A 14,519-nucleotide genomic window follows, 5' to 3' on the forward strand; every position below is an offset into this window, starting at 1 on the left:
GTTTAGGCGGAAGGCCGTTTTCATGTCGGAGTGAGGGAGGTAGCGGTCTGGGGGATCCGGATCGAATGCCAACTTGCCATTCTTTCGGCGGGAAGCGGCCATCTGCCTTAAGTAAGAGAGGGGCAAAAGGTGTGAGCAAGCTATGGGGCGGACGTTTTACGAAGCAAACAAACGCATTGGTTGAGGAATATACGGCGTCAATCGGGTTTGACAAACAGCTGGCCGAAGAGGATATCCAGGGCAGCCTGGCCCATGTGACGATGCTGGGCAAATGCGGCATCCTGCCGCAAGAGGACGTGGAGACGATCAAGGCGGGGCTGAACAAGGTGCTGGATCGCATCCGTGAAGGAAGCGTTGACTTTTCGGTGTCGGATGAAGACATTCACATGAACATTGAGAAAAATCTGATTGCGGAGGTCGGGCCGGTCGGCGGCAAGCTGCATACCGGACGCAGCCGTAACGACCAGGTGGCAACGGACATGCATCTGTATTTGCGGAACCGGGTAGTGGCGCTGACGGGCATGCTGCATGAAGTGCAAGCGGCGCTGCTTGGACAGGCCAGAGAGAATCTGGACACGATTATTCCGGGCTACACCCATCTGCAGCGTGCCCAGCCGATTCTGTTCGCGCATCATTTGATGGCGTATGTGTCGATGTTCCAGCGGGATGTGGACCGCCTGATCGACAGCTACAAGCGGATTAACCTGCTGCCGCTCGGCGCGGGGGCGCTGGCGGGCACGACGTTCCCGATTGATCGTCATTTTGTAGCCGAGCAGCTTGGCTTTGATGGCGTGTACGAGAACAGCCTGGATGCGGTCAGTGACCGGGATTTCATCCTTGAGTTTTTGTCGCATGCCTCCATCATCATGATGCATCTGTCCCGCCTGAGCGAGGAGCTGGTGCTATGGAGCAGCACGGAGTTCAACTTTATTGAACTGGACGATGCCTTCTGCACAGGCAGCAGCATTATGCCACAGAAGAAAAATCCGGATGTGCCGGAGCTGGTGCGCGGTAAGACTGGCCGTGTCTACGGCAACCTGATGGGTCTTCTGACCGTGCTGAAATCTCTTCCGCTGGCCTACAACAAGGATATGCAGGAAGACAAGGAAGGCATGTTCGACACGGTTGCAACGCTGGAGGGAGCGCTGCAGCTGTTCGCGCCGATGATTGCGACGATGAAGGTGAACAAGGGGCGGATGCGTGAGGCGGTGAATACCGATTTCTCCAACGCGACCGATATTGCCGACTTCCTCGTTGGCAAAGGCATGCCGTTCCGTCAGGCGCATGAAGTGATCGGCAAAACGGTACTGTACTGCATTCAGAACAACAAATATTTGCTGGATCTGAGCATCGAGGAGTTCAAGCAGTTCTCCGAGCTGTTCGATGACAGCATCTATCATGTGCTCCAGCCGGAGACGGTTGTGAATGCCCGTAATGTGTATGGAGGTACTGCCGAGCCTCAGGTTCAAGCCGCGATCGGCCGTGCCGAGCAGACGCTGAGTGCAACGAAAGCATGGGTCGAGGCGCACAGCGTATCAAGCAACGGGTAAGTCAGCCGGTGTATGACAATAGTAAAGGTCGAAGACCTGCTCGTGATGAGCGGGGGCTTCGACCTTTTTTGCTTGCGATCCAGAATCAGCGAGCCAGCCAGACCGAAGCGCCGGGCCGGTGCTCGTCTTTCGTGGTGCAGGGCGAAGTTACGCCTGCGTTGATCTCAGCGGGAGCCATTTCAGCACATCCTGGATTTTGGCATCCCAGTAGCCCCATTCATGGGAGCCTGGACCTTCTTCGTAAGTATAATCAAGCGAGGTTTCTTCGCACACCTGCTTGAAATTCTGATTGCTCTCATACAAGAAATCTTCAGTTCCGCAGCATTGATAGAGTTTAGGCTTCGGCCCTTCGGAGCGATCCAGTTCCTTTACCAGATGCAGCAGGTCATTCTCGGTTCCGGTAATGTCCTGCTCACCATAGATGAGCTTGAAGTCAAACTGACGCTCGGGCGCATACGGATTACGGAGGGCGCCGGCCATATCGAGCGCGCCGGACAGGCTGGCTGCAGCGGCAAAAGCATCCGGCCGGCGAAGCGCCAGCTTGAATGCCCCGTAGCCGCCCATCGACAGTCCGGCTACGAAATTGTCCTCCCGCTCATGCGACAGCGGGAAGAAGGATCTGGCCAGCGTAGGCAGCTCTTCGCTGATAAACGTCCAATACTTGCCGCCGTACTCCATGTCGGTATAGAAGCTGCGATGAACCTGCGGCATGACTACGGCGATGCCCATTTGGGCGACATACCGTTCAATCGATGTCCGGCGCAGCCAGATGGAGTCATCGTCGGACAGCCCGTGCAGCAAATACAGCACCGGATGGCGCTCGGCGCGCACGCGGCCCTCCATGCCGATCTGGGTGGCGGTCTGCTGCGGGAGAATTACGGTCATGGACGTGCTCAAGCCGAGCACTTCCGAGAAGAAACGACATTCGATCAGTGCCATGATGAACGAACTCCTTTCAGAATAGAAGGTTGGAATGACATCTAACGGAATTTCTTGGCAGCATCATTAGCTGTACTTTGATCATATCATATCCGGCGCGCTAGAATGATAGCTTCTTCTCGGTCTTGAGACCGAGGCGTCTATCCGCCAGCGGTCGGTTACAGGCAAGCGGGCAATGTGCTACAGTGGGTGTAATGAAATAGAGCGTTGGCAGACCCGGACGGACCCGGGATGCTGATATCTAACCTGAGAGAATCGGAGGGCCTCCCATGAGTGCATACGAAAAGAGAAGCGACCTGAAAATATCCGGTGCAGGAAACGGTTCAGGCGGCGTGTACGATAAAGTGAAGATCGACGGCGCTGGCACGGTAAACGGCGATGTGGACTGCCATGACTTTGTTGCCAACGGCAGTGCGAAGGTGCAGGGACAATTGAAGGCTGAAGCGATTCGCATTCATGGCTCGGCAAGCGTGGAGGGACCTGTCCAATCGGAGTCTATGAAAATATATGGAAGCGGCGGCTTCAAACAAAATGTCAGGTCTCGTTCGATCTATGTGGCAGGGCATTGTGCCATCAAGGGGCAGTGCCAGTCCCAGGAGCTGGAGCTGACAGGCAGCCTTAGCGTGCACGGCGATGTGCAGAGCGAGGTGATGCAGTCCAAGGGAAGCTTCCATGTGGACGGCAGACTGCATATCGGCAAAGCGGATATCCAGATGGTTGGCCCCTGCAAGGCGATGGAGATCATCGGGGATGACGTTGCCGTCACAAGAAAAGGAAAGAAGTTCTGGGATCTCCTGAATTTTTCTTGCAAAATGCCGGGGCTTGAAGCCGATCTGATCGAAGGCGATGTTCTTCATCTGGAGTTTACCGAGGCCGATATCGTGCGCGGAAATCGCGTGACGCTCGGCCAAGGCTGTAAGGTACGTCTGGTGGAATACAGGGACGAACTGCATCAGGACCCTCAAGCCAAGGTTGGCGAAGCGCGGCGGATCTGATGCGTCAAGGTCGTTTGGCCTTCAACTTTCATGAAAGCCCGCAGATGCTGAATGCTCAGCTGTCTGCGGGCTTTTACGCGGTTCCCGGGCGGTGGAGTGAGTGGGCCACCACATGCAGTCCATCGATTGCCGTCAGCCATGTGACGCCGTACGCAGGCCAACAGGCAGGCGCAGAGGGCATCCCACCTCATGAGCCTGGGCAGGGAAGTATGCTGGTGTCAGGTCATCGCTGCCGTTTAAGGCGTGTCTGTGCTGATACCGTCCTCGACGATTTTCTCCTGCGGCGTTTCGGGCGCCTCAGGCATTCCGGCCCCTTTCGGATTAATCGCGATGATGCTGCTCTGTGCCCGGTACGTGTCCTTGGAGATTCTTTCGGTTTCGACCACGCTGCCGTTCACCTTCTTGGTCCGGTAGGTTTCGACGACATACCCCGGCTTTCCGTTCTGGATCACTTGCCGGAATCCGGGCGGAAGTGCGGCGTTATGAATGATTTTCTCCGGGGAAGGCAGCGTCTCAACCGTTTTCGATTCCAGCTCATAGACGGTGTTTTCCGGGAAGGTCCCGAACATTTTTAGTGTCAGGGTTCCGTCTATAACCTCGGAGCGGATTAACAGATGCTTGCCGGTGTTGTTGCGAAACCGGAAGTTGATCGCCCCTTCGGCGAAGGTAGCATCCTGCCCCTTCGGCATGTAACTGACGGGCAAGGAATGATTGCGACGCTCGGTAATCTCGAGCCCGATCAGCAGTGCCGCATGATAAACCGTGCTCGATACCTGACAGATTCCCCCGCCGATTCCCGGCACCAGCCTGCCGTTCACGATGACCGGAGCCTCCTGGAAGCCGTATTCCTTCTCGGCAATCTCGATAATATGAGCATAGTTGAATTCATCGCCGGGCTTGAGGATCATCCCGTCCACCGCCTTGGCCGCAGCGGTGACGTTATGTACCCTGCCGGGTGCGCTCGCCCCGAGGGAGGTTGAGGTCTCGATGATTTTCCGCTCGATTCCTTCCGCCTTGAGCGATTTGACCGTCTGCGCAGGCTGCATCAATGTGAGGGGAAGCTCGACGGCGATGCCCTCCTGCTGCCCGGCTTCCAGATCGGAGAATTCACCCGGAATGGCGGCGCTGAACCGGTCGTAGAAGAGCGGCCAGTCGATCCGGTAAGCGGTTCTTTCCGGCGTGTACCTGACCACATCATCCTCTGAAATGCTCCGCACGGCGTTGACGGGTTCCCCGAAACGCTTCTTCTCCCATTCTTCGGAATATCGTGCCTTCAGAACATCCCGGTTCCAGTGAGCGGACAACTCGAAGTTTCTCTCGAAGTTTTTCCGGTACATGGCCCGGGTCCATATATTCCCCTCGGACAGCTTATTGACTGCGTCGATAAATTCCTCTGCATGAAACGTCACTCCTGCCTCACCGAGCGAGAGTTGCTCTGTTTGCCCCTTCAAACCGTCGGCCTGCAGCTCCAGCCTGACGTCTTGCATCGTGTTCAGCCGCTGCTCCAGCTCCTCAAGCACCGTTTGCGCCTCCTGTCCGCCGACATCCCAGCCGGACACCACGACGCCCTTTGGCAATTTGGTCTGATCTGTATACAAGTGGAGCAGACCGTACCCCACTGAACTGATTAGCACCAAACCGATAACAACAATAAAACCAAGATGAATTTTTTTCATGAAGAGACCACCTTTTACTTCGTATTGGCCGGAGTTCATGCACGGGATCTGTGTGTGACATGCACTTGTTCATATATATGTCAGAGAGCCTTCAAACTTTCGGCTACTCAAAAGGTAACAAATTTGTTACAATAGGTAATGTCGTGAGGAAATTCCGTGGTTTTTAAAGGAATTCCATGGAAACTGTCGAAAGTATAAAGGCTAACTATGTGTTGGGAAGTGATGAAGTGATCGAAATGCAGGACGTGTGGAAGACTTATCCGAACGGAGCGCATGCGCTTCAAGGCGTATCGGTTAAGATCAACCGCAATGAATTTGTATACGTCGTCGGTCCGTCCGGCGCGGGTAAATCAACATTCATGAAGCTTATCTATAGAGAAGAAGTGCCTACCAAAGGGCAGATTTCCGTGAATGGATTTAACATCGGAAAGCTGAAGCAGCGCAAGATCCCCTATGTTCGCCGAAATATCGGGGTTATTTTTCAGGACTATCGTCTTCTGCCCAAGCTGACCGCTTACGAGAATGTGGCGTTTGCGATGGAGGCGATCGAAGCGCCGCCGAAGCTGATCAAGAAGCGGGTCATGGAGGTGCTGGATCTGGTCGGTCTGAAGGCCAAGGCGCATCGTCAGCCATCCCAGCTGTCAGGCGGGGAGCAGCAGCGGATTGCCATCGCACGGGCGATTGTCAACAACCCTGCGGTCATTATTGCGGACGAGCCCACCGGCAACCTGGATCCGGAGACGTCCTGGGGCATTATGCAGCTGCTCGACGAGATTAACTTCCGGGGAACGACCATCGTAATGGCGACGCACAACAAGGAAATTGTCAATACGATGCGCAAGCGCGTACTTGCCATAGAACGCGGACAGATCGTCCGTGACCAGCAGAGAGGGGAGTACGGCTATGAGTTTTAGAACCCTCTTGCGGCATTTGCGGGAAGGGGCGAAGAGCGTTATTCGAAACGGGTGGATGTCGCTGGCATCCATTACGTCCATCATCGTGTCCTTATTTATTCTCGGCGTTTTCATTCTGCTTGTCATGAATGTCAATGCGCTTGCCGATAAAGCAGATAGTAATGTTCAAGTCAACACATATCTGAATCTCAATGTGGATGAGGAGATGCGCGAGACGGTTAGGCAGGAGATTGAATCGATGCCTGAGGTCAAGTCGATCAAATTCGTGTCCAAGGACGACGGTTTGAAAGAGCTGGAGGAGACGCTGGGTTCCGAATGGCTGGAGGGTTACAGCGAGGGAGATCGCAACCCGCTCCCTGATGCGTTTGAAATCTCGGTCATCGAGCCCACTACGGTACCATTTGTAGCCGACAAGATCAGCGCGCTGAATGAGAAGTATCCGGTGGAGCCGATTCTTCGGGTGAAGTACGGGGAAGACACCGTCGAAACGCTGTTCAAGATTACACGCACCGTCCGGAATATCGGATTTATATTTGTAGCCGGGCTCGCGCTGATGTCGATGTTCCTGATCTCGAATACCATTCGAGTGACGATTCTGGCCAGACGCCGCGAGATTGGCATTATGAAGCTGGTGGGCGCTACCAATTCGTTCATCCGCTGGCCTTTCTTTGTGGAGGGCGCTTTGCTTGGATTTTTCGGCTCTATCATTACCGTCGGGCTCCTGTTTGCCGGCTATCAGCGGCTGTTCGCCGCAGCACAGGCAGATATGACGCTGGCGCAAAGCCTGATCCCGCTTGGAGATCTGTGGCTGCTTCTGGGCGGCATCATCATCGCGCTTGGAATGGCCATCGGAATCTGGGGCAGCACCATGTCGATTCGGAAATTTTTGAAGGTGTAAAAAAATGACAAAGGATGGGGAGCGAAAGTTGAAGAAAATCGCCGCTGCAGCAGCCGTTCTGTTACTGGGCGCTGCATTGATCCAACCCTCTGACGGACAAGCTGAGAAGAAAACGGCAGCCGATGTGGACCGCGAGCTGAAGGCCTTGCAGGAGCAGGTTCAGAAGGCCCGGGAACAGAAGAACAAGGCTGCGGAAGAGAAGAAGGAAGCACAGCATTACAAAAACAAAGAGACGCGCAATCTTCAATATGTCATGCAGCAAATTGAGATCGTGAGCAATGAACTGACCAAAATCACGATGCAGATTGAGGAGACGGAAGACCTGCTTCGCAAGACCACGCAGGAGCTTGAGGCTGCCGAGGAGCGCATCGTCGCACGTGAGGAGCTGCTGGACTCCAGGCTTCGCCTTATTTACATGGACGGGCAGGTTTCCTATCTGGATGTGCTGCTGTCCTCCACAAGCTTCAGCGATTTCCTGGAGCGGGCGGATTCCTTGAAGACGATCGTAGATCAAGACCAGGATCTTCTGGTCCAGCATAAACAGGACAAGCTGCTCGTGATCGAGAAGAAGAAGGAGCTTGAAACCCAGTATGCAACGGCCAAGGATCTGTACGCTCAGATGGAAGACCGCAAGAGCGAGCTGAATGAGAAGGAGCAGGAGAAGCGTGTGCTTCTGGCTCAGTATGATCAGGAAATTGAGGATGCTGAAATTTTGAGCGAGGAGCAGGATCGTCTGCTGGTTCAACTGGCAACGAAACGTTCCGATCTGGAGAAAGAGAAGAACAAGCTCGCGGCTGAAGAGGCGGCTCGCAAGGCAGCCGCAGCGAAAGCGGCCGCAGCGGCAGCGGCCAAGAAAGCCCAGGCCACGACCCTTCGCGGCAGCTCCGGCGGAGGCTATACCGGCAATGGCGGACCGTTTGCTCTGCCTGTATCCGGTGCGCGGCTCTCTTCCAATTATGGCCCGCGTGTGCATCCGGTAACGGGCGAGAGAGGCAAGATGCATACCGGCGTCGACTTTGCAGCACCACAAGGGACGGACATTCGGGCTGCCGATAGCGGCACGGTCATTTTGGCCCAATGGTGGAGCGGTTACGGAAACTGTGTTATTGTTGATCATGGGGGCGGAGTATGGACGCTGTACGGACATATCCGCAATGGCGGCATCATGGTTAGCGAAGGCGAGAAGGTATCTCGGGGACAGAAAATTGCCGAGGTTGGCTCCACGGGGCAAAGCACAGGACCGCATCTGCATTTTGAGGTTCGTATCAACGGCAGTCCGGTGAACCCGATGCCTTACTTGTAAAGCCCCGATATTGTTCGGAAAATGAGACGGTGTTTTCGGATCAGGAATGTATAGCATTTGGAAGTCAGGCGATACTTATGAATCCGGGGTTACAACCAGTCCCAGGCGCAGCTATCCGATGCAACCTTTGACCGCTGTATAAATATTCCCGTATAACCAATCATATACTAGGTGGACGGGGTTACCCCATGAATGAATCATTGAATCGTGCAAAGGCGGTGAAATACATGCTGAAAAAAAGGACGGCTGTCTTTCTGGTCATCGCAGCCATGCTGTTTGGCGGGCTGTTTACGATGGTCGTGTCGGAGCTAGCCGGCACGGAGCAAACGGGAGAAGCCCAGGGCTTGCTCGCGAGCAGCCTTGCCGAGAGCCAGAAGGCGAGCGGCCAGGCCGATCAGGATGAGACCAGGAAGCTGCAGGTGGCTCTGGATCTGATTGAACAGAATTACTACAAGGATGTTGACCGTTCCAAGCTGATTGACGGTGCGATTAACGGCATGATGGGTGCGCTGGAGGACCCGTATTCGAACTATATGGGCAAAGCTGCGGCAGAGCAGTTTGAGGACAGCATCTCCGGCTCGTTCAGCGGCATCGGCGCAGAGGTATCCTCCGAGGATGGCCATGTGGTGGTTGTGTCCCCAATCAAGGGATCCCCGGCGGATAAGGCCGGCATTCGTGCGAAGGACATTATCTTGTCGGTGAACGGCGAATCGCTGCAGGGACTGGACTTGAATACAGCGGTATCCAAAATCCGGGGGCCTAAAGGCTCCGAGGCCGTGCTGCAAATCAAGCGGGCGGGATCGGAACAGCCGATTGAATATGTGATAGTCCGGGACGATGTCGATTTGCAGACGGTGTCCGCACGCATGGAGGCTGACGGAATCGGCGTGATCGAGATTTCCCAGTTCTCTGAAAACACCGGCAAACGGTTTAAAGAGGAGCTCAAGAAGCTCGAGGATCAAGGCATGGAAGGCTTGGTCATTGATGTCCGAAACAACCCGGGCGGGGTTCTGTCGGTCGTGATCGATATTGCCGAGCAGTTCGTTCCGAAAGGCAAGCTGATCGTGCAGGTGGAAGATAAAGATCAGAAAAGACAGAAGCATGTCTCGGGCGGAAGCGCGAAGCCATACCCGGTTACCGTCCTGATGAATAAAGGCAGCGCAAGCGCCTCTGAAATTTTGGCCGGTGCGCTGCAGCAATCGGCAGGCGCGGTGCTGGTCGGCGAGCATTCCTTCGGAAAAGGCACGGTCCAGACGAGCTTTGACAAACCTTTTGGTGACGGAAGCCTGCTGAAGGTGACAATCGCCAAGTGGCTGACGCCAAACGGATCGTGGATTCACGAGGATGGCATCGAGCCGGATATCAAAGTGGAACAGCCGGAATATTTCACGGTAGCGCCAATTGACAAGAAGAACACCCTAAAATTCGATATGAACAACAACGATGTGAAGAGTGCCCAGATTATGCTGGAAGCGATCGGCTTTGAGCCGGGACGGAAGGATGGTTATTTCGACCAGACGACCGAAAAGGCAGTGAAGAGCTTCCAAAGCAAACACAAGCTGGAGGCCGACGGGGTCATCAACAGTGCAACAGCGGAAGCGCTGGAAACTGTGCTGATCGAGAAAATCCGCGATCCGAAAGAGGATAATCAATTGAATCGCGGGATTGCCGAGATCAGGAAGGAGATCGCGGCCAAGGCGTCGAAACATTAAGAAGGCTAGCACTTAGCCTTCTTTTTTTCTTGCCGGAATATCCGAGGCGAGGGCGGGATATTCGCGGACATGGTATGTATAGCTTGCTTGTTCAGACATTGGGAAAGGAGCGTGGCATGCTGTTGGAAACGGCAATACAATTGTTGTGGCTTTGGACGGATGCAGGGTTGCAGCTGCTGACGCAGCCCTTTTATTATATCTCCATCTTGTTTGTCATGATGTTCTACCGAAGGCAGGTGCTGCTGGAGCGGAAGCTGTTCCATGTGCGGCTCCATGCATGGGGCCGGCAAACCTGGCGAACGGTGCTTGGCGGCTTGGCCGCTGGCCTGGCCGTATCCATCGTGGTTGCCTTCCTGGGCGTGTCGCTGAGTCTGGAAGCGATTCTGTGCATCTGGATAACTGCACTCATTCTGATGTTGTTTCGCATACGTTTTCTTTGTTTTGCGTACGCGATCGGCTTGCTGGGGCTGATCCAGGGGGCACTAAGTCTATTCCCCAGCTGGCAGCCTCAGCCGTTATGGCTTGAAGCGGCCGTCTCGGCCATTCGCGGGCTGGACATTCCGTCGCTGCTGGCCTTGTCGGCGGTGCTGCATTTTGCCGAAGCGATGCTGATCATGATCCAGGGGGCGGGCTTTGCAACGCCGCTGTTTCTTGAAGGTAAGCGTGGAAAGCTGGTTGGCGGCTATCATATGCAGAGCTTCTGGCCGCTGCCGCTATTCCTGCTTGTCCCTGCTGCGGAGGGAGGCGGCATGCTGCCGTGGACGCCGTTCTTTGGCGGGGATGCATGGAGCGGGGGCTTTACGATGCTGGCGCTTCCGGCCATGATCGGCTTCGGCGAAATGACACAGAGCATGCTGCCGAAGGAGAAAGCGAGAGTGACCTCCCGGCGCATGGTCGTCTATGCGGCGATCGTGCTCATTTTAAGCCTGCTGGCCGAGTGGTGGTCCCCGGTCATGTTCGTGGCTGCGCTGGCGGCCCTGGTGCTGCATGAGGGCCTTACGTGGCACAGCCGGTATGAGGAACAGCAGCGCAGCCCGGTCTTCGTGCATCCGGCTCAAGGGCTGCGTATATTGGCTGTGTTGCCGAACAGTCCGGCAAGCGAGCTTGGACTGCTGGCGGGAGAGACGATTCTGAAGGTGAACGGGACGCTGGTGCACAGCAAGGAGCAGCTGCATGCCGCGCTCCGCCAGAACCCGGCATTCTGCAAGCTGGAGGTACAGAACCATGAAGGCGAGAGCAAATTTGTGCAGCGGGCCATTTATGCCGGCGAGCACCATCAGCTCGGGGCGATTGTAGCGCCAGATCCGAATGACGGGATCGCAGTGCAGCTGAAGCCGATCAGTCTGGTGGCGCTGATAGCCAACAAGCTTCATGTTGGCGGCAGGCAGGGCGCGAGTTCCCGCAAACGGAAAGGGAAGATCCACAGCGAAGCGGACAAATCGATAGATCTGTAAATTTGATCGTTACCGGATAATGAATAAGCCTGCATTCTCTCTTGAACGCTTGAAGAGAGAATGCAGGCTTATTTTGCGTGCATTGGTCAGGACGTGCCGACCTGTTTTAAATAAAATATGGCGATCTGGGTTCGGTCCCGCAGCTGCAGCTTGCTCAAGATGTCGGTGACATAGTTTTTGACAGTCCCTTCACTCAAGAACAGCCGCTCCGCAATTTCTTTGTTGGATAGCCCGTCCGCGATGAGGGAAGCGATGTTTCGTTCTGCGGGTGTGAGTCCATAGCGTTCGAGCACCGAAGGGGCTGTCTGCACTCGATCAGCCGGACGAAGCATGCCTGTCAGCTTGCGTGCGATATCCGGATGAATCAGCATATTGCCATCATGCACGGTTTTGATCCCCTGGATGATCCGGTCAGGCGGAATGTTCTTCAGCAAATAGCCGCTGGCTCCGTTCTGCAGCGCCTGGACGATATAATCATCATCATCGAAGGTGGTCAGCATCAGCACCCGACTATCGGGGTATTTCGTCCGGATTAAACGCGTTCCCTCCACGCCGTCACAGATCGGCATCCGGATGTCCATCAGGATTACATCAGCGGCCACTCCGCTGTCCAGCAATGCGACCGCCTCTTCTCCATGACCGGCCACAGCCGTTACCTCAATGTCCGAATCCATGCCGATTAATAGTTTCAGGCTTTCCCGAATGAACGGATCATCGTCTACGATAAGAACGGAAATCAAGCACCGTCACGCCCTTTCTATATCGATTTACACCATATCGGTTGTGCGATAGACAGGAAGCTGAGTAATGACCGTGAAAACCGGGGTGCGGCGAATCTCAAGCAGGCCTCCGATCAGCTCGGTCCGCTCCCTCATGCCCCGAATGCCCATCCCTTGCTCCATCGGGCTTGACGAACTAGCCGCGTGGTCGCCAGTTTCACCATTGTTGGAAACTTCCATTCGCACATGCTCTTCGCCATAATGGATTACAATGTTCACCTGACTGGCGCCTCCATGACGAATCGCATTGGTGATCGCTTCCTTGGCGTTTCTGTACAGCACAACATGCTGGCTGGGGTATAGCGGGTAAGGCAGTCCTTGAAGCCGCAGATTCGTATCTATCCCGGTCTCCTTCTCCGTCTCCTCAAGCAGCCGGTCCAAAGCGTAATCGTCGGACAGGCTGCGCCGCGGGTTCACCCGTTTCACGGCAGCGCGCATTTCCTCTATGCTCTGGCTGAGCTGATCCCGAATCTGATGCAGCATTTCCATCCCTTTGGCCGGATCGCCCGGCGTGACTTGAATGGCGGCTTCGGTCATCATTTTAACGCGGATCAGCCGGTGGCCGATATCATCATGAAGCTGGCGGGAAATACGGGTTCGCTCAGCGGTCTGGGCGGCGCTTTCCACCTGATGGGCGAAATGAAGGAGGCGCTTGCCCGCTTCATCCTGCCGATAGTGATCCTGCTTCAGCTCATCATAGAGTCGGAGCGTATGCTCCTGCTTGCGCATCCCTTCCAGAATCAGGCTTACAGAGACGAGAACAAGCACTAATAAGAAGTTGGCGCTTGTCTTAATGAGCGGCTCCGAGTCCATCAGCGCATGGTTGATCAGCACCAGATGAAGTGCTGCCAGACTCCAGCCATATGTGCGCGTGAATAACGGAAGATAAGCGCACAGGCTGGATACGGACAAGAAGGCCATCATAAAGCCATAGTTGCGGCACAGCCACCAGGACAATCCGATTTCCAGCAATAGTGCCGCTTTCAGACTGGCCTCTCCGGGCAAATAGCGGCTGAGCACGGCTATGGCAAGAAACAACAGAACATAGACCATATACTCGCCGTAATGCTCAAGCGGATTCAGATAGATGGCGGCGATCGCCGGCAGCAGAATCATCCCGTAACGGAGGATAGAGAGCGACTGAGACATATGCAACCCGCCTTTTTGTTCTTTAGCTTGTTGTCTTTACTATAACATAAGGGGGGATCCCCAGAGGGGGTGACTTTGGTCACCAATGAAGGTGACCTTATCTACCTTTATCCTGACGAGGTCTGGGGTACAATCGAGATATCAGAGACAGGAAGAATGGAGTGGGATAACGATGGCACCCTTTCTTGAAATGAAGGATGTTGTGAAACGATATGGCGGCAAGCTGTCCGTGGACCATTTGAATCTCAGAGTGGATCAAGGTGAAATCCTGGGGCTGCTCGGGCCGAACGGGGCCGGCAAGAGCACATCGATCAACATGATCTGCGGTCTGCTGGACATGGATCAGGGAAGCATCCATGTGGACGGTATCTCCGTGAAGGAGCGTCCGCTGGAAGTGAAGAAGAGGATCGGGCTGGTTCCCCAGGATTTGGCCCTGTATGAGGATATGACGGCACAGGATAATGTCGCTTTTTTTGCCAAGCTTTACGGGCTTCGCGGGGCGCTGCTGAAGGAGCGGGTAGCGGAAGCGCTGGCTTTTGTCGGTCTTCAGGATCGCGCGAAGGAGCGGCCGTCTACCTTTTCCGGCGGGATGAAAAGAAGGCTCAATATCGCCTGCTCGATCACGCATCATCCGAAGCTGATCATTATGGATGAGCCAACCGTCGGCATCGATCCGCAATCGCGCAATCATATTTTGGATTCCGTCAAGAAGCTGAATGAGATGGGGTCCACCGTCATCTATACGAGCCATTACATGGAAGAGGTATCGGCGATCTGCGATCGGGTAGCCATTATGGATCAGGGGCATGTGATTGCCTTCGGAACGCTGGCAGAGCTGAAGGAGCGCGTGAGCCATGAGGAGAAAATCATCATGACGATGGAGGGCATTACGCCTGCGCTGATTCATGAGCTGTCGGAGCATAACCGGGTCATTCGCGTCATCCAGAGCGAGCAGCAGGTCGAGGTATATCTTCCGTCCGCCCAGCAGGAACTGCAGGATATTTTGTATATATGCGGCAAGCATCAAGCCGTCCTCCAGACGCTACAGTGCGAAGAGGCTGGACTGGAAACGTTGTTCCTCAGTCTGACGGGACGAACACTTCGAGACTGATGGCCGCGCTGAAAAGGGAATGGAGAAGGGAGAGCCTGA

General features: G+C 54.9%; 12 protein-coding genes. 8 read left to right on the forward strand and 4 right to left on the reverse strand.

Annotation, left to right across the window (positions count from 1 at the left end; genetic code table 11):
* Positions 1-131: 131 nt before the first annotated feature.
* A complete protein-coding gene (argH, locus tag MKX64_RS12295; protein ID WP_095267016.1) occupies positions 132-1,550 on the forward strand; it encodes an argininosuccinate lyase in 1,419 nt (472 codons plus the stop codon).
* Positions 1,551-1,697: 147 nt separating this feature from the next.
* On the opposite strand, the gene MKX64_RS12300 is transcribed toward argH, so the two are convergent.
* Entirely contained in the window at positions 1,698-2,489 is a 792-nt protein-coding gene (locus MKX64_RS12300; protein WP_095267014.1) for an alpha/beta hydrolase, read from the reverse strand.
* 269 nt (positions 2,490-2,758) lie between these two features.
* Here MKX64_RS12300 and MKX64_RS12305 point away from each other — a divergent pair, with 269 nt between their 5' ends.
* Positions 2,759-3,484, forward strand: coding sequence for a polymer-forming cytoskeletal protein (locus MKX64_RS12305; RefSeq protein WP_095398398.1), 726 nt, complete (start codon positions 2,759-2,761; stop codon positions 3,482-3,484).
* A 236-nt stretch (positions 3,485-3,720) separates the two neighbouring features.
* Here the strand turns inward: MKX64_RS12305 and MKX64_RS12310 are convergent, their stop codons facing one another.
* Positions 3,721-5,160 carry a VanW family protein gene (locus MKX64_RS12310; protein WP_341035971.1) on the reverse strand — a complete coding sequence of 480 codons (1,440 nt, stop codon included), beginning with the start codon at positions 5,158-5,160 and terminating at the stop codon, positions 3,721-3,723.
* Positions 5,161-5,387: 227 nt separating this feature from the next.
* Between MKX64_RS12310 and ftsE the strand changes: the two genes are divergently transcribed.
* The 5 genes from ftsE (at position 5,388) to MKX64_RS12335 (ending at position 11,441) form a co-directional block, all read left to right on the forward strand.
* Positions 5,388-6,074, forward strand: coding sequence for a cell division ATP-binding protein FtsE (ftsE, locus tag MKX64_RS12315; protein ID WP_095267124.1), 687 nt, complete (start codon positions 5,388-5,390; stop codon positions 6,072-6,074).
* Positions 6,064-6,972: a permease-like cell division protein FtsX gene (gene ftsX, locus MKX64_RS12320; protein ID WP_095398401.1), complete on the forward strand. Its 909-nt coding sequence runs from the start codon at positions 6,064-6,066 to the stop codon at positions 6,970-6,972. The genes ftsE and ftsX overlap by 11 nt, the downstream gene beginning before the upstream one ends.
* A 28-nt stretch (positions 6,973-7,000) precedes the next feature.
* Complete coding sequence (locus MKX64_RS12325; RefSeq protein WP_095267122.1) at positions 7,001-8,275, forward strand: murein hydrolase activator EnvC family protein; 1,275 nt, start codon at positions 7,001-7,003, stop codon at positions 8,273-8,275.
* 227 nt (positions 8,276-8,502) lie between these two features.
* Complete coding sequence (locus tag MKX64_RS12330; protein WP_095267121.1) at positions 8,503-9,987, forward strand: S41 family peptidase; 1,485 nt, start codon at positions 8,503-8,505, stop codon at positions 9,985-9,987.
* Between the two features lie 122 nt (positions 9,988-10,109).
* Positions 10,110-11,441, forward strand: a complete 1,332-nt coding sequence (locus MKX64_RS12335) for a PDZ domain-containing protein (protein WP_341036299.1) — start codon at positions 10,110-10,112, stop codon at positions 11,439-11,441.
* Positions 11,442-11,527: 86 nt separating this feature from the next.
* Here the strand turns inward: MKX64_RS12335 and MKX64_RS12340 are convergent, their stop codons facing one another.
* Both MKX64_RS12340 and MKX64_RS12345 read right to left on the reverse strand, forming a co-directional pair.
* Positions 11,528-12,181, reverse strand: a complete 654-nt coding sequence (locus tag MKX64_RS12340) for a response regulator transcription factor (protein ID WP_341035975.1) — start codon at positions 12,179-12,181, stop codon at positions 11,528-11,530.
* Positions 12,182-12,208: 27 nt separating this feature from the next.
* Positions 12,209-13,369, reverse strand: coding sequence for a sensor histidine kinase (locus tag MKX64_RS12345; RefSeq protein ID WP_341035976.1), 1,161 nt, complete (start codon positions 13,367-13,369; stop codon positions 12,209-12,211).
* Between the two features lie 172 nt (positions 13,370-13,541).
* On the opposite strand from MKX64_RS12345, the gene MKX64_RS12350 reads away from it, so the two are divergent.
* Positions 13,542-14,480, forward strand: a complete 939-nt coding sequence (locus MKX64_RS12350) for an ABC transporter ATP-binding protein (RefSeq protein ID WP_095267003.1) — start codon at positions 13,542-13,544, stop codon at positions 14,478-14,480.
* Positions 14,481-14,519 lie beyond the last annotated feature (39 nt).

It is taken from the genome of Paenibacillus sp. FSL M8-0334 (genome assembly GCF_038000405.1).
Lineage (GTDB): Bacteria > Bacillota > Bacilli > Paenibacillales > Paenibacillaceae > Paenibacillus_AQ > Paenibacillus_AQ campinasensis.